This window comes from Trinickia fusca, assembly GCF_003628145.1.
GTDB lineage: Bacteria > Pseudomonadota > Gammaproteobacteria > Burkholderiales > Burkholderiaceae > Trinickia > Trinickia fusca.
Genome location: NZ_RBZV01000001.1, coordinates 17,389 through 40,681 on the forward strand (window position 1 = coordinate 17,389; position 23,293 = coordinate 40,681).

Here is a 23,293-nt window from a genome sequence, read left to right on the forward strand (position 1 = left end):
TCAGAACCAGTCTGCCTTGGAAAGTCCGTAATCGACAAAAGGCGTCGCGGCGGTGCTGTTCGCGAGCGCTCGCTCGCGCAGCTTCAACGCCAGCGAGACGTTGTCTTCCAGCAGCGGAGAGTCCTCCCTGAAGGGTTGCCCGAGGATCGCGAACACGAGGCCGTTCCAGCTCTCGACGAAGTCCTGCTCGAGCACGATGCGATTGCCGAGCGCGGGGTCCGCGATGAAAATGCGGCCGTTCTCGGCATGCTTGACGATGACGAAGTGCTCGTAGCCCTGCATGTTCATCAGGACGAGTACGGGAATCCTCAGGTGATAGAGCGCGTCGGCGTTGACGCGAAAGCCGCGGCCGTGCAGCCCGATCGTCTCGACGAACTTCTTCATGTCGAGCATCGAGAAGCCGTTCTTGACGACGACCTCCGGTGTCGAGAAGGCCATCATCCGACGAATCAGTTCGGCCTCCGGAATGTCGATACCGTAGCCATAGCGCAGCAGCGTCGCGAGTGCAGCCGAACCGCAGCTGTAGTCGTATTGCTGACTGACGATGTGGCCGTATCGAATGTCTCGCATCGAGCGCACCGTTTTGTGAAGTGGCACGCCTGCAAGCGTAGACGTATCAACTGTGGATTGCGCGTTGCTTGGCGCACATATCGCGACGCACGCGAGCGTCGCGACGAGGCGCCATGCCGAGAGCGGATACCCGGACATGCTCGTTTCCCCCGAAAGGCGTACCGGCCGCTTGGGGCGCGGCCGGTACCGGCTGCAAGAGCCCTACGTCAATGGCTCATGTTCGTCGCTGCGATCGCGAGGCCGTTGTGCTGCAGATTGCCCGCACCGCCCGCGATGTTCACGCCGATGTTGCCCATCGAGTTCTGCAACGCGCCCGCACCGAGCGAGGCCGTGCCTTGGAACGTGCCGTTGAACGACATCGCGGCCGATTGCGAGTTTTGATCGGTCGCGGCCATCGCGACCGCCGAAGCGCTGCCCGGGTTCAGGTTGGTCGTCGAGGCGGCGAGGCTGTTGTTCTGCACGTTCCCCACGCCGGCCGAGACGTTCACGCCCACGTTGCCCGAGACGTTTTGCAGCGAGAAGTCGCCGACCGACGCATTGAGTGCGAAGTTGTTGATCTGCGCGGTGCCGCCCGAGCTCTGGTTGTTGAAGATCTGTGCGTTGCCGAACACATTGCCTGCATCGACCGAGGCGAGCGAGGTGTCGTTGCTTTGGGCGTTATCGATGCCTTCGGCCACGTTGATGCCGATGTTGCCCGATGCGCCGTTGCCCGAGCCTGTGCCGGTCATCGCGTTCAGCTCGCCGGGCTTTTGCGTGTCGATGTAGGTGGTGACGCTGCCTTGCGTCTCGACGTTCTTCCACGACTTGGATTCACCCGAGCCCCACACCGCGGCATAGCCCTTCTTGTTCGTTTCGCTCCATTGAGCCGAGCTGGACGCCTGCTCCTTGGACCACTTCGCTCCCGAGCCCTGATTGGCCGAGAAGCTCCACTTCACGTGGTCACCCGAGCCCTTCGCCGAGCTCGAGGCGCTCGCCGAGCTCGAGGTGTCCTGGTAGCCGGCCGTGGCGGCGTTCACCGTGACGCTGTCCATATCGGTCTTGCTGCCCGAGCCCGAATGACGCCCGTTGTGATGGGCATAGGTATAGCTGTCGCTCGAGTTCACGCTCAGCGCGGCATAGGCGGCCGAGTCTTCGCCCGTATGGCTCGTGCTGTTCGACGAGCTCGACGACTGCTTGTCGTAGGCGTAGCCGCCCCCGGAGACGGCGCTCTTCTCGTTGTGATACCCATAGGACGAGGAGGCCTGCGCGGACTCGGAGAACGACTTGGAGCCCGATTCGGTGCTCACGCTGGCCGAGAACTTGTAGCCGTTTTCGGTGGACGACTGCGAGCCGACGTCGATCGTCTTGGTGACGGTGCCGACCGTGTAGGTCTGCGGCGGCGGGTCGAGTGTTGCGTTGACCGACACGGCCTGCGTGTTGTCGACCACGGCACCGACCGTGCTCGACACGCTGACGTGGCCGAACAGCCTGACGCTGCCGTCGATGTCCATGTTTTCGCTCACGGCCGTCGAGTTGAAGATGTACGGATCCGCGATGTGATGCGCGAAGGCTGCGCCGGATGCGGTTGCGAGGACGGCCGCTGCGATGATTGTGCGTTTCATGATGACGCTCCGATACCAAGGGTTGCTGCGTTAGAAAAAAGTGCCCGCCGGGGGACGGAGCACAAAACTATTCGCCGTTGCATTGCCGGCGCCGGCCGTCTGGTTGATCTGCACGATGCCGCTGGCGTGTGTGAATGCGTTTGCGTCGATACGCGCCTGACGTGCGTCGTGCGCGGTTGCGCGATCACCCATCGGTCCTTGCTTGGGAATGGCGGCGGACAGCTCGGCGTCCGTCACGGTCTCCACTCCCATCACGCCAGCGCCGAGCGCGACGCTGTTGCGTTGAAGATTGGCCGCGCCCGCGGCCTGGTTCACCATCACGGCACCCGACACGTTTGCAAAGGCGCCTTGCTCGATGCTCGCGCTCGCTTGCGGGACGTGCGCCGTGGCGGTGGCGAGCTGCGTGCCGTCGTTCCCGACATTCAGGCCGGCGCCTGCTCCGAGGCCCACGGACACGGCGGCTTGATTGCTCTGGACGTTGTCGAGGCCGGCCGCTTCGTTGACGGTCGCCACGCCCTGGATGCCGGCACCTGCGCCAGCGGCAATCGTGGCCTCTCCGTTGACCTGCGGCACGGCTTGCGCCGCGGCGGGCATGCTGACGGCCATCCAGGCGCAACAGACGGCCGATGCGGCTACGGCGGCGCGAGCGAGGCGACGTGCGAGCACGTGGCATGGCTGGGGCAGTCGGCGCAGGTTCATTTGAGCGCTCCCAATGCCGCGCCGAGCGGGGCAAGGGTGCCCGTCACCGAATTGACGACGGTCCCGCCAAGCGAGTTGCCCGATTGCGCGAGGCTGCCCGTGCCGAGGCCGGCACCGACGTTTGGCGCGACACCGTTCGTCAGCCGCGTGAGCGCTTGCAAGCCCGCGGCATTGACGCCGTCATTCGTCGCGACACCGAGCGAACCGCGCGCCCCCGTCAGGTCCAGGTCGGAGACGAGGGTGGCGACGGAGGCATCGAACGTCTGAGTTGGGAACGTCGACGCCTTCACGGCCACGGGATCGTCCTGCTTGGGTACTGGCTCGAATGCATCGCTCGTCATGACGCGGCGTTCGACGACGATGTCGCCGGGCTCCGCGCTTTGTGCGGCGGCCCATGCACTCACGCTCAGCGCGAGTGCGCCGACGAGGCCCGGCAGGCAGGCCGCCAGGACGTTACGCGTGCGGTTCGGGAAGAAAGGGGCGCTCATGTCGTGTTCTCCGTTCCATCGATCTCGAAGGGACTACCTGCGCGTGGTCGTGAGGACGTTGACCTGCGCCGTCTTGGCCGTATCGACTGGCACGGGTGCGGGAGCGGGCGGGGCGAGTTCGTCCCATAGCGTGACCGAGTGCGTGCGCTCGATCAGCTCAGGCGTGGCCGCGACCGTTACCGCGCCGAGGCCGCTGCCGCGCTCGTCGGCGAGCGCCTGATCGTCGAGTGCGACGCCGACGATGGCTGCTTCTTCGCCGGCGGTTGCTTCCATGGCTGTTTGGCCGACCGGGCTGGCAAGCGCGAGAAGCGTTTCGGCCTGCGCGGCCGGCGCGCACCAGCCGGCGGCGAGCAGCATGCCGAGCATGGCGATACGCATGTGTCGGCGTGGATCGAGAGAGGGAAACGATGGCATGGCGATGTCTCCGTGTTGCGGGGACATTGAGCGAAACGCATGCCATCGCGATGACATCGTTGCGGGGATTGGGTTTCGCGCGAAGCCATCGGCGCAAGAGAAGACGAGCCGGCGAGAAACCGTTTCAGCACTGAAACGGTGCGCGACAAATCGCAATTGACTACGCTTTTCGGTAAAAAATGGGCGTTGCGAATCAGCCACGCGAGGGCTGATAAATCAAATCCGACAAATTGAATAAATGAGCCGCAAAGCCTTGTGGGTAGGACTTCGCTTCAATTTGTTACACCTGTGCGGTGTTTGGCGGTAGGCGCCTATAGTAAGCTCATGGAACGGTTTCAAGCCCGCAAAAAGGCCGATTTAACGGCATTTATATTAATAATTGATTTCGGGGTCTAGCGTTTCAAGGGAGAGAAAGCCCAGCCGGCGCGCGTGTCCATTCGCGCGCTGCGGAGCCTTTGCGGTCCTCGTTGAAGGCGTCCGCGCTTGTTCATGGAAAAGAGGTCTGAGCAATGGAATCTGCAATGCGGCAGTTGATTTACGTCACACGAGATCCCGACCCGCAACTAGCCGAACAATTCCGCCAGCGTAGTTGGCAAGTCGAAATCGTCACGAATGCACGCGATGCGCGCCGCGCCCTGCGCGGCGAGGCGGCGGCGGGCGGCTTGCTCGATTTGTCGCACAGCATCGATGAGCACGACCTCGACGCGCTCGAATCGTGCCTCACGATCGGACGCGTAGGGTGGGTGGCCGCGACCGCGCGCGGCCAGCTGGAAGATGCCGAACTGCGCCGCCTCGTGCGTGACTATTGCTTCGACTACGTGACGCTTCCCTACGACACGCGCCGTATCGTCGATGCGGTGGGACATGCCTACGGCATGGTCGCACTCGGCGAGCCGCCCGGACACCGCGTGCCAGCCCCGGCGAGCGAGGGCGACATGATCGGCTCGTGCGAGGCGATGCAAGCGCTGTTTCATGCGGTCCGTAAAGTTGCGATGACCGATGCGCCGGTGTTCATCTCGGGCGAATCGGGCACGGGCAAGGAGCTGACGGCTGTCGCGATCCACGCGCGTTCGGCGCGGCGCGAGGCCCCGTTCGTCGCGATCAACTGCGGTGCGATTCCGGCCCACCTGCTGCAATCGGAGCTGTTCGGCTACGAGCGTGGCGCGTTCACCGGCGCCAATCAACGCAAGATCGGCCGCATCGAGGCAGCCAACAGCGGCACGCTGTTCCTCGACGAAATCGGCGATTTGCCGCTCGAGAGCCAGGCCAGTCTGTTGCGCTTCCTGCAGGAAGGCAGGATCGAGCGGCTCGGCGGACACGAGTCGATCGCCGTCGACGTGCGCGTGATTTCGGCGACGCACGTGGACATGCATCGCGCGATGATCGACGGACACTTTCGTGCCGATCTGTACCACCGCCTGTGTGTGCTGCAACTCGAGGAGCCGCCGCTACGGGCACGTGGCAAGGACATCGAACTCATCGCGCAGCATACGCTCGAGCGCTACAAGCATGACGCGAGCCGGCGCTTGCGTGGCTTTGCACCCGATGCGATCGCAGCCCTGCACAACTATCGCTGGCCCGGCAACGTGCGTGAGCTCATCAATCGCGTGCGGCGTGCCATTGTGATGTCGGAAGGGCGGCTCATCTGCGCACGCGATCTGGAACTGTCGGATTACGTCGAGATCATGCCGGTCTCGCTCGCGCAGGCGCGCGAAGCGGCCGAACGTCAGGCGATCGAGCTCGCGCTGCTGCGGCATCGCGGCCGCCTCGGCGATGCGGCCAGCGATCTCGGTATCTCGCGCGTGACGTTGTATCGGCTGCTCAGCGCGCACGGCATGCGCCATATCGAAGTCGACGCAGCCGGCGATCGCATGTCGAGCTAAGCGAGACGCCGGCGGCGCCCGGCGCGGCTTGATAGAATCGTGCTTTGCCCGCGCGTGTCGCGGGTGCGCCCGCATCGAGCCGAAGGAACCCTCCCGCATGAAACAATACCTCGACCTAGTCAGCACGATCCTCGAGACCGGCACCTGGCAAGAGAACCGGACGGGCATTCGCACGATCAGCATGCCCGGCGCGATGATGCGCTTCGATCTGCAAGCGGGTTTTCCGGCCGTCACGACCAAAAAGCTCGCGTTCAAATCGGCGATCGGCGAGCTGATCGGCTTTCTGCGCGCCTCGCGAAGCGCGGCCGATTTTCGTGATCTGGGCTGCAAGGTCTGGGATGCGAATGCCAACGAGAACGCTCAGTGGCTCGCCAATCCGTACCGCGAAGGCCCCGACGATCTCGGCGACGTATACGGCGTGCAATGGCGCAAGTGGCCCGCGTACAAAGTGCTGCAAGCCGATGCGCGCGCGCAGCTCGACGATGCGGTGGCGCGTGGCTATCGCATCGTCACGCAGTTCGAAGAGGACGGTGTGCAGAAGGTGCTGCTCTACAAGGCCATCGATCAGCTGCGCCAGTGTCTCGACACGATCATGAACAACCCGTCGGACCGGCGCATCCTGTTTCACGGCTGGAATCCGGCGCTGCTCGATCAGATTGCGCTGCCCGCGTGCCACCTGCTGTATCAGTTCATCCCCAACGCTGCAAAGCGTGAGATCTCGCTGTGCCTCTACATCCGCAGCAACGACGTGGGGCTCGGCACGCCGTTCAACCTGACCGAAGGCGCGGCGTTGCTTGCGCTGGTCGGCCGGCTGACGGGCTATACGCCGCGTTGGTTCACGTACTTCATCGGCGATGCCCATATCTACGAGAATCAGGTCGACATGCTGAAGCGGCAGCTCGAGCGTGAGCCGTATCCGAGCCCGACGCTCGTCATCTCGGACCGGGTGCCTGCCTATGCAGAAACCGGGGTCTATGCGCCCGAGTGGCTCGAGCTGGTCGAGCCCACCGATTTCTCGCTTCACAACTACCGGCATCACGAGCCGTTGACGGCGCCCATGGCTGTTTGAGTGCCGGGGGCGGGTGGCAAGGGCCCCGTCGGGCGTTTTTGCCCGTTTGCGTTAGCTTTCGTTAGATCCAACAAAAAAGCCCACGGCATTTAGCGTGCCGTGGGCTTTCTTGCGTTGAGCGCCGTTGAGCGGCTTAGCCGTGGTGATGCTCTTCGCGGCTATCGGTGCTGGCGCTCGGTTGGCCGTGCGTTTGCTGCTGTTGATGCGGCTCGGCTCGCGGCTGCGGTTCGGAGTGCGGTTGCGGCTCGGGCCGTGCCTGCGGCGCAGGATGCGGCTGCATGACGGGGCGCGGCGCTTCCATGGCCGGACGCGGTTCGTTACGCGGCTCCACATGCGGCTGCGGTTGCGGGGCGGCCGGACGCGGCTCGTATTGCGCTTGCGGCTGAGTCTGGGCGCGCGGCTCGCTGCGCGGTTGCATCGGCACGTGCGGCTGCGGTTCGGCGCGCGTCTGGCGCTGTTCGAAGGTCGGAGCAGGCGCGGGATGCGGCTGAGCCTGAGCGGCTTGCGGGGCACGCTCGGTGGGCTGCGGCAGGTGTGTGGCCTGCTGAGCCTCGCGGCCCGGCTCGGCAGCGCCGGGTGCCGTCGGTGCGTGCTGCGGCGCCATCTCCGGCAGATGCTGCTGCGACATCGGCGCGTGCGGTTGCGTCCAGGTCGGTTCGTGGCGTGCCGGTACCGCGGCGTCCTCCACATGCGGTTGAGCTGAAGGCGGGCGCGGCACGCCGTTGGCCTGCTGCGGTGCCATGACGGGAGCGTGCGGCTGCGCTTGGCCGGGCGCCGTGCCCGGGTGCATGCCCATGCCCGGGTGCATGCCTTCGGCCGTGACCGGGGCACCGGGGCCGCCCGTTTGCGGCCGCGGCGTGCCCGTCAGCGCGGGACCGTGCTGCGGCGTGATGACCGGCGAATGCTGATCGACCACACGGACGTTGTGCATCGGCATGGCCGGTGCCGCGCCGATACCGCGCGGCGGCTGGCCCGGCTGGCCGGCCACGCCGGTCGGGGCGGTCATGTGGACGACGGGCTCGCCAGCCCCCGGCACTTGTCCGCCGCTCTGCGCGAAGCGCTGCGCAAGATGATCGTGGAACGCGGCCGGGACGGCCGGTGCGCGCGTCGCGACGACAGGGCGGGCGGTCAGCGCTTGCGGCGGGCGATAGGTGGCGGCTTTCAAGCCCGGTGCGAAGCTTTCGCGCACGGGCGCGATGCCGGGCGCGCCCTCGTTGATCTTCACGTCGTGCCACGCACGCGGATCGACCTTCTGCGCGAAACGCGGCACGGGCTGTCCGTGCACGAATGCAGTGGCCGGCACGGCCGTGAGCGCGCCCGGGGCGTGATAGTTGATGTACGTGTTGTGGATGTTCGTGATGTTGATGTTCTGGTTCACGATGACGGTCTGATTCACGCGCTCGTAGTAGCGCGGGCTCCAGCCGCCCCAGTGCGGACGCCAGATTTCGCCGGGACCCAGCGGGAACCAGGCGACACCCGCCGCGGCCGCGCCGCCGATGCTCAGGCTGACGCCCCAGTTGACGCCGCCGCCTCCGCCGCCGACGAACGCGACGAGCGCAGGCGCATAGACGGGCGGCGCGCTCACGACGAGCGGGCCCGGCACCCAGCACCAGGACGAGCCGACATAGGCCCAGCGTCCGTAGTGATAGGGCGCGAAGCCCCACGGCGCATCGTCGATCCAGGTCCAGCCCCACGGCGCGACCCACGCCCAGTGGCCGTCGTGGTAAGGCGCCCAGCCTTCCGGCTCATAGTGCGGCACCCAGACGGCGCCGTACTGCGGGTCGTTGCGCCACGTCCCGTTTTCGTCGAGGTCCTGATAGCCGGGGATGTCGCGCGACACGTAGCGGGCCGAAACCGAGCGGTCCTCGGCGGCATCGCGGCTCGCGGCCCATTGGTCGAACGCGTCGAGCGGGGGCACTTCCTGGCTGGCCGCTTCCTGCAGGTTCGTGCCCGAGAACGTGATCTGCTGGCCCGCGGTGAGTGGCACTTGCCCGTTGTCGCCGTAGGCCGTCAGCGCGCCGCTGCGCACCGTGACGGTCGTCGTGCTGCCGTCGGGCGCCACGTCGACGCGGTAGTCGCCGGCACGCGTGACCGCCAGCGCGACGTTCGGCGTGTCGATCTCGTACGACGAACCCTGCGGCAGTGCGCGCACTCGCGTCGACAGCGTGCCTTGCGCGACTTTCATCTGCGCACTGGTGTCGTCGAGGTTCAGGATGTCGAGGTTCGTCGAGGCGCCGAGCCGCACGGCCGTCGAACCGATGTGCAATTCCGAGCGTGCGTTCGCGTCGTTCCACAGCTGATCGCCAGTCGTCAGCGGACGGTTGACCGCCGCATACGACCAGTCGCTGGCCCCCGCAGGTTCGGTCGTGACCGTGCCTGCCATGTAGTCCAGTCGCGCGACGCGGCTTGGCGGATCGGCGCTCTGGGTGGCGGCCGGTGCGTCGGGCGGCGGGGCCGATTGAGCGAGAGCCGATTGCGTGAAGGCCGTTTGCGCCGCCAGGGCGATGAGGGCATAACCCGTCAGGCGCCGGAAAGTGACGAGGGGGGAGGTGGTCGGAATTTTCATGTCGGTTCTGTAATTGGATGCCGGATGGTACGTCATTCCGTGAACCCACTGTAGCTGCATTCTGTGTATCAATGCGCTCCGTTTTGTAAGTCTCTGATCGATGCCTGTAACGAAAAATATCAGCCCGCAGCGTGCCACGCTGCGGGGGGACACCGCTCAAGGGATTGATCTGTGCCGCTCGGGGTGACAAGCGCTCGTGCAATTAGTCATGTGCGGTAAAGCGCAATGGCCGCGCGTGAAAATCGCTTCGTGATTTTCACGCGCGGCTCAATCGCATAGGGCAGGCCGATTTCAATTCCGATTCGGTTGCAATTCCCGATCGCGCCGGGTTGACTACCTTATGCGTTCAGCAACTCGTCGAAGTATTGCCGGCCCTTCGGCGTCACGCGCAGCACGCGGGGTTTGCCGGCATGCTCGATGCAGCCGAGCGCCGTCCAGCTCTGCAATAGCGCGGCGCCGAGCGCTCCGCCCAGATGCGCGCGTCGCTCGCTCCAGTCCAGGCACGTGCAGGCGAAGCGCCGGCGGCGTGTGCGTTGCGTCTTCACGTCGATGCCCCAACGCGCGAGCATCTCGGCACCGGCCTCGGTCGCCTCGACATCGCTGCCGCGGTCGACGAGCCAGTCGCGCGCGATCAGGTGATCGAACACGCGCACGGCGAGCTCGCCGGCCATGTGGTCATAGCAAGTGCGGGCATAGCGCATGTCGAGCGGCACCGTGCGCGCGGGCTGCGGGACCGCTCGCTGTGGTGCGCTGGCTTGCGCGAGGTTCGCGAGCGCCTCGATGGCCGCCGCCACTTCGGGCGTGGCGATACGGTAGTAGCGGTGGCGGCCGCGCACCTCGAGCGTAAGGAGGCCACCCTCGGTCAATCGTGCGAGGTGGCCGCTCGCGGCCGATGGCGACAACCCTGCGATGAGCGTCAGCTCGCCGGCCGGGCGCGCGCTGCCATCCATCAGCGCCCACAGCATGGCGGCGCGGCCCGCATCGGCGAGCAGGGCGCCGATGCGGCTCAGGCCGGGAAAGTGCGCGGCGTCGCGGTCGTCGTCATGAAGCGAGGCGGGCATGGCTGATCTCCGGGTAGATTTTCTGAAGGTGTGACTACAGTCTAATCCGGCACTGCATTCGATGTTTCAGCGTCAACCGAAACATCGAATGCGCCCCTGGCGTCCGGTGCTGGCACGGGCCGCCGCGCTAGAATCGGCATCGGCTTTTCGTGCCGGGTTTTCGTATCGAGTTTTCGTATAACAAGCAGTGAGGTTGATGATGAAAGTGTGGTTGATGGCGATCGCTGCGGCGTGGCTGTGCGCGGCCTGCGCGCAGACGGACGCATCGGGTGCGACAGGGCCGGGCAATGGCAGCATCACGATGTACGGCACGATCGATCAAGGCGTGACGTTTCGCAAATGACCTGCGCGTGCGTGTCCGTACGGGCACACGCCCTATTGGCTCCGTATAATCGGCTGCCTACTCATAGAACATAGACAGAACGCCAGCGCGCACCGGAGTCACAATGAGCACGTCCGCCACCCCCCTCGACCGTTCCGAAACCACCTTCCGTTTCCTTGCCGAGCCGACCTCCGTCAACTTCGGCGGCAAGGTGCACGGCGGTGCGCTGATGAAGTGGATCGACGAAACCGCCTATGCTTGCGCGGCCGTTTGGTCGGGCCGCTATTGCGTGACCGTCAGCGTCGGCAACATCCGCTTTCGTCGGCCGATTCAGGTCGGCAATCTCGTCGAACTGCGTGCGCGCGTCGTCGCGACAGGGCGTACGAGCATGCACATTCACGTGACCGTGCACGCGGGCGATCCGAAGAGCGGTCAGTTGCGTTTGACGACCGACTGCCTCGTCGTATTCGTGGCCGTCGACGAGAATGGCACACCGATTCCCGTGCCGCCGTTCGTGCCCGAAACGGAAGAGCAAAAGCGCGTTGCGAAGTATGCGATGGACGTGAAGGCCGCCCTCGACGCCATCGTCGAACTCAAGCCCGAGGAAATGGCGCAAGGACATATCTGAGGCTCAGGGCCTGCCATTGACATGAGCAGGCCATGGACATGAGCAGGCCATGGACATGACGAGGCCCTGAGCGCGCGGCGTGCCGCGCTTATCGTTCGGCGCCGCCCGTGCCGATCATGTCGCGGGGACGCACCCATTCGTCGAACTGCGCCTCGGTCACGTAGCCGAGCGCGAGCGCTGCCGCGCGCAACGTCGTGCCCTCCTTGTGCGCCTTCTTCGCGATTTGCGCGGCCTTGTCGTAGCCGATGTGCGGATTGAGCGCCGTCACGAGCATCAGCGATTCGTTCAGCAGCGTATCGATACGCGTGCGATTCGGCTCGATGCCGATGGCGCAGTGATCGTTGAAGCTGCGCGCACCGTCGGCCAGCAGGCGAATCGATTGCAGCACGTTGTGCGCGATCATCGGCCGGAAGACGTTGAGCTCGAAGTTGCCGCTCGCGCCGCCGACGTTGACGGCCACGTCGTTGCCGAACACCTGGCAGCACAGCATCGTCAGCGCTTCGGACTGCGTAGGATTGACCTTGCCGGGCATGATCGAGCTGCCGGGCTCGTTTTCGGGGATCGTGAGCTCACCGAGCCCGCAGCGCGGACCGCTCGAGAGCCAGCGGATATCGTTGGCGATCTTCATGAGGCTCGCGGCCACCGTCTTCAACGCGCCGTGGGCGAACACCAGTGCATCGGCCGCGGCCATCACCTCGAACTTGTTCGGCGCACTGACGAATGGCAGTTGCGTCAGCGCGCCGATCGCCGCAGCCACGCGCCCCGCAAATTGCGGATGCGCGTTCAGGCCCGTGCCGACCGCCGTGCCTCCCTGCGCGAGCTCGTACAAATGCGGCAGTGTCGATTCGACGTGCGCGATGCCATGCCCGAGCTGCGCGACGTAGCCCGAAAACTCTTGTCCGAGCGTCAGCGGCGTCGCATCCTGCAAGTGCGTGCGGCCGATCTTCACGACGTCGGCGAACGCGCGCGCTTTCGCATCGAGTGTCGCGCGCAGCGTTTTCAGCGCGGGCAGCAGTTGATAGACGATGCCGTAGGCTGCCGCGATGTGCATGGCCGTCGGAAACACGTCGTTCGACGATTGGCCGCGATTGACGTCGTCGTTCGGATGAACCTTGCGCGCCTCGCCGCGTTCGCCGCCCAGCAGTTCGCTGGCGCGATTGGCGATGACCTCGTTCAGATTCATGTTGGTTTGCGTGCCCGACCCGGTCTGCCACACCGCGAGCGGAAATTCGCCGGCATGCTTGCCGTCGATGATCTCGTCGGCCGCCTGCATGATCACGCGCGCTTTGTCTTCGGCCAGTACGCCGAGCTCGAGGTTGACTTGCGCGGCCGCGCGCTTGATGACTGCGAGCGCGGTAATGAGCTCGGGTGCCTGCTTTTCCGTCGAGATCTTGAAGTTCTGCAACGAGCGCTGCGTTTGCGCACCCCATAGTCGCGCGGACGGTACGGCGATTTCGCCGAACGTGTCGCGTTCCATGCGTACTTCTTCGGTCATGTTCAAAACTCCGGTCAAATGACACTCAATGCTTCGATGAATGGACGGCCCGCGTGGGTCATAGCTGCGAGTCGACTGGCAACATCAAGAATAGCCCCGTCAGCGCATTGCGCACGAAGCCGGCCTCGGGGTCGAGCGACCACGTACGCAGATAGGGACCGTTCGGGCTGGGCTCGTCGCCGGTCCAGGTGAGGCCCGAGACGGGCGAGCCGAGCGCACGCAGCCGCGCCGTCTCGGCCGGCGTGGCGAGCTGTACGCGATAACTGACGCTAGGCGACATCGCATGTTCGATCAACTGAGCGACTTCGCCGGCGAGCGGAGCGCTGTCGATGAAGAGCGCGATCTCGGTGTTCAGATGGGCCGAGCGCGGATCGAAGTTCAGCGACCCGATGACGAGGATGCGCCGGTCGATCACATACGCTTTCGCATGCAGGCTCGCGCGCGAGCTCGAGCCCGCGAAGTAGCGCGAGTGCTCGCGTTGCAGCGGCTCGTATTCGTAAAGCTCGACGCCGCTCTTGAGCAGCGGCACGCGATACGGGCTATAGCCGGCCTGTACCGCGATCGTATCGGTCGAGGCCATCGAGTTCGTCAAGACGGCCACGCGCACGCCGCGCTGCGTGAGTTCCCGGAGCAGGTGCAACCCGGCATCGTGCGGCACGAAGTAGGGCGAGAGGATGAGCACTTCGTGATCGGCGCCTCGCAGCTGTTCGGCGAGGCCATGCATAGGCGGGCTCTGGTAGGGGGCCTGCGGTGCCGTGGCCTTGCGCGGCGAGTCGGCGCTGAGGCTGGCGTCGGCCCAGACGAGTCCAAGCCGGTCGTGCGCGATGCGCGAGGCGAGCGGCTCGGCATCGTGCGGCTTGGCGTCGACTGCGCTCGCCTGCGCACGCCAATGCGCGCGTAGCATTTCGCGCACGGTATTCAGGTCGTTCGTCGTGTAGCGATGCCGGTCGAGGGTGGCGAGCGGGTAGGCGCCCGCGCTGTTCCAGAACGTGTCGAAGCTGGTCGATACATCGTCGACGATCGGGCCGGCGGCCAGCACGTCGAGGTCGCGAAATTGCAGTGTCGGGCTCGCACTGAAGTACTCGTCGCCGAGGTTGCGGCCGCCGACGATCGCGACTTCGTCGTCGGCGATCATCGCTTTGTTGTGCATGCGATGCGAGAAGCGGTCGATGCGCGTGAACAGATCCTCGGTGCGCGCGAACACGCTCTCGTGCGTGCTGCCGAACGGATTGAACACGCGCACTTCGATCGACGGATGCGTGGCGAGCCCCGCCATCAGCTGCCGGCTGTCGTCGAAGTTCAGGTCGTCGACGAGCATGCGCACACGCACGCCGCGGTCGGCCGCGTGGAGCGCCGCGGCCAGCAGAAGTCTGCCCGTCGTGTCCTGCGCGGCAATGTAGTACTGCAAGTCGAGCGTCTTCGTCGCGGCGCGTGCGAGCGCGATGCGCATCTGCAACGCAGCGGTGCCGTCAGTCAACAGACGAAAGCCCGACTGACCGGGGTGTGCCGCTTCGAGCGGGGCGAGTGATTGGCCGAGCGGTGTCGTTTGCGGGGCGGCGAGTGCGTGACTGACGGGACGATCGAGCGAGGTGGCGGGCGGCAGCGTCGAACAGGCTGTGAGCAGCAGCGCGCAGCAGACGAAGCAGGCGCGCGCGATGGAGGCCGGGTAGCGCAGCCGGCCGGACGGCGCGGCATACGACGAGACGCGCAAAGAAAGAAGGGGCGCCGGCAGGCGCAAGGCGACGAGTGGCCGCCTGAGCTCTAACACGTTCGGACCTTGTCATTGTCGATGAAGGGTCTTGCAGTGCCGCGACGGCCTCGGCAAGGACACATTCTAGACGCGGCACGCGAGAGTCACGTGTAGAGCAAGCAAAAAGAAGGCCCGCCAAGCCAGCGCGGGCCAAACACCCTGTCAGAAGAGTCGTGCCTATCGTAGGCCTTGGCGAGCCCGGCACCAACCAACAAAGCGTGCTTTGCTTATACCTTTGGCGTGACGTTACGTACGGCGCGTGTGCCGCGTCATGTGCTCGAAGCGCACGGTCATCAACAGCGCGACGCTCGCGAGACCCGCCGCGAGCCCCCACCAGAGCCCGCGCGTGCCGAGTCCGGTGTGAAACGCGAGCACGTAACCGGTCGGAAAACCCACGCCCCAGTAGCCGAAGGTCGCCGCGAGCATCGGAATGCGCGTGTCCTTGAGGCCGCGCAGACAGCCAGAGCCGATCGTCTGCATGCCGTCGACGATTTGGAATACGGCCGCGACCCCGAGCAGCGACGCGGCGATGGCGACCGTATGAGCATTGGTCGGATCGTCGAGCCGCAGATAAAGTCCGATGATGGCGTGGGGCGCGACCATCAATACGAGCCCGGTCATCGACATGAATGCGACGCCGAGCCCCAGCGCGACGAAGCCGGCGTGACGTGCGGCCAGCGGCTGCCCTGCGCCCATCCAGTAGCCGACGCGCACGTTGGCCGCCTGGCCGATCGCGAGCGGCACCATGAACGAAACGGATGCCACGTTCAGGGCGATCTGGTGGGCGGCGAGCTGTTTCTCGCCCAAGAGACCGATCATGAGGCCGGTGGCCAGAAACAGCGTCGACTCGACGCCGTAGGTGATCGCGACGGGCCAGCCGATGCCGAACAATTCGCCCATGAGCGGCACATTGGGCCGAGCGGCCGTGACGAAGTGCCGAAAGCGCGCGCGACCGTGCATCAACGCGACCAGCGTGATCGTCGTGAGCCAGATCGTCACCGTCGTGGCGGTGGCCGAACCGAGCAGGCCCAGACGCGGCAGGCCATAGGCGCCGTGGATGAGTCCGTAGTTGAGCACCGCATTGATGCCGACGCTCGCGAGCGACACCCACAGCAGGCGTTTGGCGGCCCCGATGGCGGGCAGGAACGAGCGCATCAGGCCGATGCCGATCAGGCTGCCGGGCGAGGCCCAGCGCAGCACATTGGCGTAGGCGCCCACGTTGTGGGCGAGCTGCGCGGGCTCGCCGAATGCGGTGAGGATCGGTTGCGCGAGCGACAGCAGCACGAACGCCGGCACCGCGAGCAGCACGGATAGCGCGAGCCCGGTCCAGTAGATGTGCGGCACGCGGTGGTCGGCCTGCGCGCCGCGGGCATTCGCGACGGTCACGCTGACCGACGAGAGCACGCCTTGCAGCACCGTCACGACGACGAAGAACAGGCCCGCGCCGAGACCGCCGGCCGCCAGGGCGTCGGGGCCCAGCGAGCCGAGCAGGATGGTGTCGGTGACGCTCATGGCCATCTGCGACAGTTGCGCGATGGCGAGCGGGGCGGCCAGGCGCGCCGTATCGGCGGCATGGCGGGACAGAGAAGGCGGCGCGCTGGCCGCATGGGTGATTCCGGGTTGCGACATGTTCAAGGCGAAGCCGAGGGCCATGGGTGGCGCGCGGGCGGCACCCCTCGGAGCGTTGTTGTATGAAAGACGGACAGCTTATTGCCTGGCGGCGCGACTGTCGATACGCGTGTTCGTAGCGGCAGCGCGGCGCTAGGCTGCCTCGTGCACGGCGATACGCGTGTCGCCAAGCATAACGACTTGGCCTGCCCGGATCTTGCATGTCTTGCGCAGCTCGACGTGCCCGTCGACGCTGACCGCGCCCGAGGCGACGAGCATTTTGGCCGAGCCGCCGGTGTCCGCGAGGCCCGTCAGCTTGAGCAGATTGTGCAGTTCGACGTGCTCGCCCGTAAGCGTGAAATTGAGGTTCGGCATGGCGGCAGGCGCGGCGCGCGGCGAAAAAGGTGGGCAGGCATCATAAGCCAAGCGGGCCTTGCACGCCAAGGGCCGGTCACACGGACCTTGCGGAGTTTGGCTGTATGCCTATACAGTATGCGACGTTCCCTAGAACGAACCCTCAACGCTCGCCCGAACGCGCCGTGTCCTCCGCTTTTGCCGCTTCGCGTCCGCAACCTGACGCCACCGACTACCTCGCCAAGCTCAACGACGCGCAGCGCGCCGCCGTCGAGTATGGCATCGACCCTGCCGCGCGTCCGGGCGGCCCGCTGCTCGTGATCGCGGGGGCGGGGTCGGGCAAGACCAGCACGCTTGCGCATCGCGTCGCGCACCTCCTCGTGAAGGGGGCGGATCCGCGCCGCGTCCTGTTGCTGACGTTCTCGCGCCGTGCGGCGCAGGACATGACGCGGCGCGCCACGCGCATTGCCGCGCAAGCGCTCGGCACGCGCGCCGATCTTGCGCAGGCGCTCGCCTGGACGGGCACGTTTCACAGTGTCGGTGCCAGGCTGCTGCGCGAATACGCCGAGCTGATCGGCCTGTCGCCTGTCTTCACGATCAACGATCGCGAGGATTGCGCCGATCTCATCCATGTCGTGCGGCACGAGCTGGGGCTGTCGGTCAAATCGCGCCGCTTTCCGACCAAGGCGACCTGCCTGGCGATCTACTCGCGCGCGGTCAATACGGGCGCGCCGCTCGCACGCGTGCTCGACGACGCGTTTCCGTGGTGCCGCGAATGGGAGGCCGAGCTGCGCGCGCTGTTCGCGGCTTATGTGGCGGCCAAGCAGTCGCAGAACGTGCTCGACTACGACGACCTGCTGCTCTATTGGGCGCGCATGGCGGCCGAGCCCGCGATTGCGGCCGATCTGGCCGGACGCTTCGATCACATCCTCGTCGACGAATACCAGGACACGAACCGCCTGCAGGCATCGATCCTCTTCGCGATGAAGCCGCAGGGGCACGGATTGACCGTCGTCGGCGACGATGCCCAGTCGATCTACTCGTTTCGTGGCGCCACCGTGCGCAACATCCTCGATTTCCCGACACAGTTCGAGCCGAACGCGCATCGCGTCACACTCGAGCGCAACTATCGTTCGACGGCGCCGATCCTGGCCGCGTCCAATGCCGTGATCGGCCTGGCGGCCGAGCGCTTCACGAAGGATCTATGGACTGACCGGGCCTGCGCGCAGCGTCCCAGGCTCGTGACAGTGGCCGGCGAGCTCGAGCAGGCCCGCTACGTCGTCGAACGCGTGCTGGAGGCCCGCGAGACTGGCATGAAGCTGAAAGCGCAAGCCGTGCTGTTTCGCGCCGCGCATCACAGCGCGGCGCTCGAGCTCGAGCTGGCACGGCGCAACGTGCCGTTCGTCAAATTCGGCGGACTGCGTTTTCTCGACGCATCGCACGTGAAGGACGTGCTCGCCGTGTTGCGCTGGGCTCAGAACCCGCGTGACCGTGTCGCGGGCTTTCGCGTGGTGCAACTGCTACCGGGCGTCGGGCCTGCGACGGCTGCGCGCGTGCTCGACGACGTTACGGCCACGCATGACGCGGCAGCCGCGCTCGATGCATTCGAGCCGCCGGCCCGTGCTAGCGCCGACTGGGCGCCGTTCGTCGAATTGATGGCCGACGTGTGCGGCGCGCGCACGCCGTGGCCCGCCGAGTTCGAGCAGGTGAGGCGCTGGTACGAGCCGCATCTCGAACGCAATCACGAAGACGCATCCACGCGCCAGGCCGATGTCCTGCAGATGGAGAGCCTGGCGGCGACGTACGCGTCGCGCGAGCGCTTTCTGACCGAGCTTACACTCGACCCGCCCGACGCGACGAGCGACGAGTCGGGTGTGCCACTCGTCGACGAGGACTACCTGATTCTCTCGACGATTCATTCGGCGAAAGGGCAGGAGTGGCGCAACGTGTTCGTGCTCAACGGCGTCGACGGCTGCATTCCGTCCGATCTCGGCACCGGCAGCCAGGAGGAAATCGACGAAGAGCGGCGGTTGCTCTACGTGGCGATGACCCGGGCGAAAGAGGATTTGCACATCGTCGTGCCGCAGCGCTTTTACGTGCACAACCAAGCGCAGAACGGCGATCGCCACGTGTGGGCATCGCGCACCCGCTTCATCCCGGCGTCACTGTTGCCGCTGTTCGACGCGCAGGCATGGCCGACGGTCGCGCCGCTTACCGCGCCGACGGCCACGGGGCTGGCCGCCGCGGCCAAGGCGCGCATCGACATCGCGGCGCAGTTGAAGACGATGTGGGATTGAAGGCGCGCGCACGGCAAGTGCAGGCGCCCTGGAGAATCAGCGCTGACGCCGTTCCTGCGGCTGCTGCGGCCTTGCGGGCGGCATGAAGAAGTTGCGCAGCCAGGCGGCCATGCGCGAGAAGATGTCGTAGGGCTCCTCGACGAAGATCTCCGGCTTGAGCAGGCGCAGGAATTCCATGATCTGCTGCGCTTCCTGCTTCTGGAACGAGCCGTGCGCGAGGCCGAGCTTCAACAGCCCACGCAGTTCGCCGAGCTTTTCGCGCGCGGTGCTGCCGACGCTCGTCTCGCACGCGATTTTGGCCTCGTAGGCGCGCTGGCGCAGTGATTCCGCCAGGCGCCAAGCGGGCGTCTGCATCTTTTCCTCGAGCCCCTGGATGTCTTGCGCGCTGGCCTTGATCTGCGCCGCGAGCGGGTCGACGAGCGCGGCGTCGCCGCCGGCTTCCTTGACGATGGCTGCCGCCCAGTCGCGGCACGCCTTGGCGAGTTCCTCGGGCGTCCACTCGGAGCGCACGGCGAGGCTGAAGCCGAACTCGCCGGCTTGGCGCATCAGGATCGCCACGACGTCGGGGAATTCCTTGTCGAGGGTGCGTTTGGCCCAAGCGTACTGGCCGCCCTCCAGCATGCGCTGCACGGCGTGCTCGGTGAGCGGCACCATGTTGTCGAGCAGCTTCGCGCGCAGGAAATCCTCGAAGGAGGGCGTCGCGAATTGCGGGTCGAGCTTCAGCGATACGCGCAAGAAGGCTTCGAAGTCCTTGTGTAGCGACGCAATCGTCTCTTCTCTGAGCGAAAGGGTGATTTGACCCATGACTTGTCCTGGTGGCCGATCCCGCGCGGCAACGCGAGCGTGCCGGTGCGCGGATGCATCCTCGCGCATTGCCGGCCGCCGGCATATCGAGGCCGGGCGGCGCTTGACGGCGCCGCGCTGCGGCTGCACTGCATTTTTGATCGCGTTCTGCTGCCGTACATGGGCGTGACGTCTGGCCCATGCGTTCGCCAGCAAACGCATTTCGTCTGTTTAACGGCGGTGGCAGCCGGAACTTGAGGCCAATTCGAGGACGTGCTCAGTGCACGACGAAGCCTTGCCAGACAAAGAAGACGACGAGGCCGACCGCGATCGTGAGCAGCGGGCGGCGCGTGAGCGCGGACACGCCACAGGCCGCTAGCGCGCCGACGAGCTGCGGGTTGCGCCAGGTCAGCTCGGCTGCCCCGCCGTGGGGCGCGACGGCCATCGGGACGATGATGGCCGTCAGCACGGTGACGGGCACGAAGCTGAGCGCCGTGCGCACGAGCGGCGGAAACGCGGCGCGCTCGCCGAGCACGAAGACGCTGGCGCGCACGAGCAAGGTGATGACGGCCATGCCCAGAATGAGGATCACGTAGTTCATTGGGGGACTCCTGCGGGGCGCGTGCGGGTCGCCCACGGGCGCGAGAGCACGACGCCGACGATCACGCCCGCGGCGACGGCAGCCAGCAGCCCGAGCTTGTAGGGCCAGGCCGAGCACAGGTACGCGAGCAGGCCGGCCGTCGCGGCGGCGGCCACGAAGCGTGCGGCCACGAGCTGAGGCACGACGATCGCGATGAACGTCGCCACCATCGCGAAATCGAGCCCCAGCGATTGCAGGCGCGGGAAGGCGGCGCCGAACACCAATCCGACGGCGGTCCACAGCAGCCAGTTCAGATACATCGCGATGCCCGAGCCGAGGAAGTAATGCGGTCCGATTTCACCGGGCGGCGAGTGCCGATAGTGGGCATAGGCGACGGCGAACACCTCGTCGGTCAGGACTGCCGCGAGCACCCAGCGCCAGCGTGCGGGCAGCTTGGCCACGTAGGGCGCCAGCGTCGCGCTATAGAGCACGTGGCGCAGGTTGACGATGAGCGTCGTCGCCCACACGACGGCAAAGCTCGCGTGGCCGGCGATGAGGCCGAGCGCGATGAACTGCGCCGAGCCGGCGAACACCGTCAGCGACATCAGTTGGCCATGCCAGGCCGAAAGCGGCCCTGATGTGACGAGCGTGCCGAAGATCACGCCGAACGGCGCGGCCCCGACCATCATCGGGATCGTGTCGCGCGCGCCGTCGGCGAATTCGTTGAGCGGAGTGCGTGAGTGATTCAATCGAAAGTCCTCCTTAAGCTGTGCGCAGCATAGTCGCGCATGCGCGCGCCGCGCTTGTACGTTTTTGCGCCTGGCCGGGTGGGGGCGGCGGGCTGGGCGAATGTGGGCGTCCTACGAACTTTCCAGCCCGTTGCTGCCGGGTTTAGCCTCAGCTTGCTTGCCAGCGACCCGGCGGCACCCCGAACATGCGTCGGAAATGGCGTGTGAAGTGGCTTTGATCGGTAAAGCCGCTCGCGGCCGCGACTTCGGTGACCGGTACGCCGGCCCGCAAAGGGGCGAGCGCGCGTTGCAGCCGCAACTGATTGCGCCACGCGTGCGGCGCGAGTCCGGTTTCGCGCGTGAACAGACGCGCCGCGTGGAACGTCGACAAGCCGACTTCCTGCGCGAGCGCTGTCAGCGAGATCGGTTCGGTCAGGTCGGTTGCGAGCCGCGCTTTCATGGTCGCAATGCGCGGCGAATCGGCGGCCAGCCGCACGGACTCGGGCTGCTGCTGCGCGTGGCGCGCAATCAGCGTCGAGAGCGCATCGACGAGGGCCGTCTCGGCCGCGAGCGGATCGTCTTCGGCCTCGAGCAGCCGATGCGCGAGCAGCACGCGGCGCGCGAGATCGGGGTCGCGGATGGCTTGCACGGGAAACCATGGCATCGGCTGCGTGCGACCGGCCAGTTCGTTGGCGAGACTCTGGATGAAATCGACGGGCACGTAGGTCACGCGATAGCGCCAGCCCGTTTCGATCGCGCGCGAGCCCGTATGGATTTCGCCGGGATTGATGACGGGCACCGTGCCGGTTTCGGCGACCTGGCGCTCACCGCGATAGGTATACGCTTCGGCGCCCGCTTCGATGACGGGCACCGCGTACGCGTCGTGCCAGTGCGGCGCGAACGTGTGGTCGCGGTACTCGGCGGTCACCATGTCGGCGCCGGGCAGCAACGGCGAGCGCCAATAGCGGGCGCGATCGCGAAACAGGGGCGCGTTCATGTTGGGCAATCGGGCGAAAGCGTGGGGCGGGGTAGCGTGATCGCCGCGGCTAGCGCAGCGGAATCGTCGTGCCAGCCGGCAGCGGCACGGCCGTCACGCTGTTCTTGGCGCTGCCCGAGACGACGCGGTCGCTGTAGGTCAGATAGACGAGCGTATTGCGCTTTTCGTCGACGATGCGCACGACGTGCAGCGTCTTGAAAATGAACGACATGCGGTCGGTGAAGACGTCGCCCTGACGCTTGAGTGGCGCGGCGATCTTGATGGGGCCCACCTGCCGGCAGGCGATCGACGCCTCGGTCGGATCTTCCGCGATCCCGAGCGTACCCTTGATGCCGCCTGTGCGCGCGCGCGACACGTAGCACGACACGCCTTGCACGAGCGGATCGTCGTAAGCCTCCACGACGACGCGGTCCGAACCGGTGATATGGAAGTTCGTGTTGACGCTCGCGATCTCTTCGGCGTGCGAAGTGAGCGTTGCGCACGCAAGTGCGATGCCCGCGAGGGAGGACAGGATGGTCGAAAGGCGGTTCGTCATCGGTTACGGCGGCTAAGCGGCGGTTGAACTGCTGACAACGTGGCGGCACGCGGCGGTGCGGCAAAACGACACGGTATCACAACGCCGGCGCGCTCGTAGGCGAGGGCGGAAAAGCAAAAAGGCCCGTCGCGATGACGGGCCTTTCGATGCTTTTGGCTCCCCGACCTGGGCTCGAACCAGGGACCTACGGATTAACAGTCCGGCGCTCTACCGACTGAGCTATCGGGGAACAACATTGCTACTGCAAAACTTGTGCTGCGTAAAAAAGCCCGTCGACGTGAACGGGCTTTTCCATTCAAATTCTTTGGCTCCCCGACCTGGGCTCGAACCAGGGACCTACGGATTAACAGTCCGGCGCTCTACCGACTGAGCTATCGGGGAACAACAACAGCAGAGAAACGAGATTCTATGGGCGACGCTCTACCCTGTCAATACCCTTTTCGCGTTGCACAGTGCCGACGCATGGAGGGGCATCCTGCGTCGCACCGGGCGTGCCAAGGGTCAGCGTTCGAGCAGATTCAGCTTGTCGGAGACGTCTTTCCACTGGTCCGCTTCGGGCAGCGAACCCTTCGTCTTCGTGATGCTCGGCCAGAGTTTGGCGAGTTCGGCATTCAATGGCGTGAATTGCTGCTGATCGCCGGGGACGTCTTCCTCGGCGTAGATGGCGTTCACCGGGCATTCGGCCACGCACACGGCGCAGTCGATGCACTCATCGGGATCGATCGCGAGGAAGTTGGGACCTTCGCGAAAGCAGTCCACCGGACACACGTCCACACAGTCGGTGTATTTGCACTTGATGCAGCTTTCGGTCACAACGTGAGTCATTCAAGCTCCTGCGTACGCGGGTATTGGGTATTGGGGGTAG

Annotated in this window: 22 protein-coding genes and 2 tRNA genes; 5 read left to right on the forward strand and 19 right to left on the reverse strand. The window is 65.9% G+C overall.

Translation table 11 applies throughout. The features are described 5' to 3' along the window. The 5 genes from D7S89_RS00105 to D7S89_RS00125 form a co-directional block, all read right to left on the reverse strand. Positions 1-708 (reverse strand): C39 family peptidase, encoded by a 708-nt coding sequence (locus tag D7S89_RS00105; protein ID WP_121274722.1) that lies wholly within the window; start codon positions 706-708, stop codon positions 1-3. Between the two features lie 68 nt (positions 709-776). Then, a complete protein-coding gene (locus D7S89_RS00110; RefSeq protein ID WP_121274723.1) occupies positions 777-2,171 on the reverse strand; it encodes a hypothetical protein in 1,395 nt (464 codons plus the stop codon). A 30-nt stretch (positions 2,172-2,201) separates the two neighbouring features. After that, positions 2,202-2,870: a hypothetical protein gene (locus tag D7S89_RS00115; RefSeq protein ID WP_245982562.1), complete on the reverse strand. Its 669-nt coding sequence runs from the start codon at positions 2,868-2,870 to the stop codon at positions 2,202-2,204. Beyond that, on the reverse strand, positions 2,867-3,358 hold the full coding sequence (locus tag D7S89_RS00120; RefSeq protein ID WP_121274724.1) for a hypothetical protein: 492 nt from the start codon (positions 3,356-3,358) through the stop codon (positions 2,867-2,869). The genes D7S89_RS00115 and D7S89_RS00120 overlap by 4 nt, the downstream gene beginning before the upstream one ends. 33 nt (positions 3,359-3,391) lie before the next feature. Continuing rightward, positions 3,392-3,772: a hypothetical protein gene (locus tag D7S89_RS00125; RefSeq protein ID WP_147426573.1), complete on the reverse strand. Its 381-nt coding sequence runs from the start codon at positions 3,770-3,772 to the stop codon at positions 3,392-3,394. A gap of 509 nt (positions 3,773-4,281) precedes the next feature. On the opposite strand from D7S89_RS00125, the gene D7S89_RS00130 reads away from it, so the two are divergent. Next, positions 4,282-5,655: a sigma-54 dependent transcriptional regulator gene (locus tag D7S89_RS00130; RefSeq protein ID WP_121274726.1), complete on the forward strand. Its 1,374-nt coding sequence runs from the start codon at positions 4,282-4,284 to the stop codon at positions 5,653-5,655. Between the two features lie 97 nt (positions 5,656-5,752). Continuing rightward, positions 5,753-6,724, forward strand: a complete 972-nt coding sequence (locus D7S89_RS00135; RefSeq protein ID WP_121274727.1) for a thymidylate synthase — start codon at positions 5,753-5,755, stop codon at positions 6,722-6,724. A gap of 133 nt (positions 6,725-6,857) precedes the next feature. Here the strand turns inward: D7S89_RS00135 and D7S89_RS00140 are convergent, their stop codons facing one another. Next, on the reverse strand, positions 6,858-9,290 hold the full coding sequence (locus D7S89_RS00140; RefSeq protein WP_121275909.1) for a DUF6600 domain-containing protein: 2,433 nt from the start codon (positions 9,288-9,290) through the stop codon (positions 6,858-6,860). A gap of 338 nt (positions 9,291-9,628) precedes the next feature. After that, positions 9,629-10,351, reverse strand: a complete 723-nt coding sequence (locus D7S89_RS00145; protein WP_121274728.1) for an ArsR/SmtB family transcription factor — start codon at positions 10,349-10,351, stop codon at positions 9,629-9,631. 199 nt (positions 10,352-10,550) lie between these two features. On the opposite strand from D7S89_RS00145, the gene D7S89_RS27315 reads away from it, so the two are divergent. Beyond that, positions 10,551-10,694 (forward strand): hypothetical protein, encoded by a 144-nt coding sequence (locus D7S89_RS27315; RefSeq protein WP_183085049.1) that lies wholly within the window; start codon positions 10,551-10,553, stop codon positions 10,692-10,694. Positions 10,695-10,797: 103 nt separating this feature from the next. Next, positions 10,798-11,301 carry an acyl-CoA thioesterase gene (locus tag D7S89_RS00150; RefSeq protein ID WP_121274729.1) on the forward strand — a complete coding sequence of 168 codons (504 nt, stop codon included), beginning with the start codon at positions 10,798-10,800 and terminating at the stop codon, positions 11,299-11,301. Between the two features lie 88 nt (positions 11,302-11,389). On the opposite strand, the gene fumC is transcribed toward D7S89_RS00150, so the two are convergent. The 4 genes from fumC to D7S89_RS00170 form a co-directional block, all read right to left on the reverse strand. After that, a complete protein-coding gene (gene fumC / locus D7S89_RS00155; RefSeq protein ID WP_121274730.1) occupies positions 11,390-12,796 on the reverse strand; it encodes a class II fumarate hydratase in 1,407 nt (468 codons plus the stop codon). A gap of 58 nt (positions 12,797-12,854) precedes the next feature. After that, positions 12,855-14,471, reverse strand: a complete 1,617-nt coding sequence (locus tag D7S89_RS00160; protein WP_245982659.1) for a phospholipase D-like domain-containing protein — start codon at positions 14,469-14,471, stop codon at positions 12,855-12,857. Between the two features lie 321 nt (positions 14,472-14,792). Further along, positions 14,793-16,175, reverse strand: a complete 1,383-nt coding sequence (locus tag D7S89_RS00165) for an MATE family efflux transporter (protein WP_121275912.1) — start codon at positions 16,173-16,175, stop codon at positions 14,793-14,795. Positions 16,176-16,307: 132 nt separating this feature from the next. Continuing rightward, positions 16,308-16,529: an RNA-binding S4 domain-containing protein gene (locus D7S89_RS00170; RefSeq protein ID WP_121274731.1), complete on the reverse strand. Its 222-nt coding sequence runs from the start codon at positions 16,527-16,529 to the stop codon at positions 16,308-16,310. 104 nt (positions 16,530-16,633) lie between these two features. On the opposite strand from D7S89_RS00170, the gene D7S89_RS00175 reads away from it, so the two are divergent. Then, positions 16,634-18,805: an ATP-dependent helicase gene (locus tag D7S89_RS00175; protein ID WP_121274732.1), complete on the forward strand. Its 2,172-nt coding sequence runs from the start codon at positions 16,634-16,636 to the stop codon at positions 18,803-18,805. Positions 18,806-18,841: 36 nt separating this feature from the next. Here the strand turns inward: D7S89_RS00175 and D7S89_RS00180 are convergent, their stop codons facing one another. From D7S89_RS00180 to fdxA, 8 genes are all read right to left on the reverse strand, one after another. Further along, positions 18,842-19,609, reverse strand: a complete 768-nt coding sequence (locus D7S89_RS00180) for a DUF4088 domain-containing protein (RefSeq protein ID WP_121274733.1) — start codon at positions 19,607-19,609, stop codon at positions 18,842-18,844. A gap of 256 nt (positions 19,610-19,865) precedes the next feature. Next, entirely contained in the window at positions 19,866-20,189 is a 324-nt protein-coding gene (locus tag D7S89_RS00185; RefSeq protein WP_121274734.1) for an AzlD domain-containing protein, read from the reverse strand. Beyond that, positions 20,186-20,857 carry an AzlC family ABC transporter permease gene (locus D7S89_RS00190; protein ID WP_121275914.1) on the reverse strand — a complete coding sequence of 224 codons (672 nt, stop codon included), beginning with the start codon at positions 20,855-20,857 and terminating at the stop codon, positions 20,186-20,188. Before D7S89_RS00190 ends, D7S89_RS00185 begins: the two co-directional genes overlap by 4 nt. Before the next feature lie 208 nt (positions 20,858-21,065). Continuing rightward, positions 21,066-21,893 carry an AraC family transcriptional regulator gene (locus D7S89_RS00195; RefSeq protein WP_121274735.1) on the reverse strand — a complete coding sequence of 276 codons (828 nt, stop codon included), beginning with the start codon at positions 21,891-21,893 and terminating at the stop codon, positions 21,066-21,068. 49 nt (positions 21,894-21,942) lie between these two features. After that, positions 21,943-22,428 carry a CreA family protein gene (locus D7S89_RS00200; protein WP_121274736.1) on the reverse strand — a complete coding sequence of 162 codons (486 nt, stop codon included), beginning with the start codon at positions 22,426-22,428 and terminating at the stop codon, positions 21,943-21,945. Between the two features lie 153 nt (positions 22,429-22,581). After that, positions 22,582-22,657, reverse strand: a tRNA-Asn gene (locus D7S89_RS00205). A gap of 76 nt (positions 22,658-22,733) precedes the next feature. Beyond that, a tRNA-Asn gene (locus tag D7S89_RS00210) sits at positions 22,734-22,809 on the reverse strand. A 120-nt stretch (positions 22,810-22,929) separates the two neighbouring features. Further along, entirely contained in the window at positions 22,930-23,253 is a 324-nt protein-coding gene (fdxA, locus tag D7S89_RS00215) for a ferredoxin FdxA (RefSeq protein ID WP_121274737.1), read from the reverse strand. Positions 23,254-23,293 lie beyond the last annotated feature (40 nt).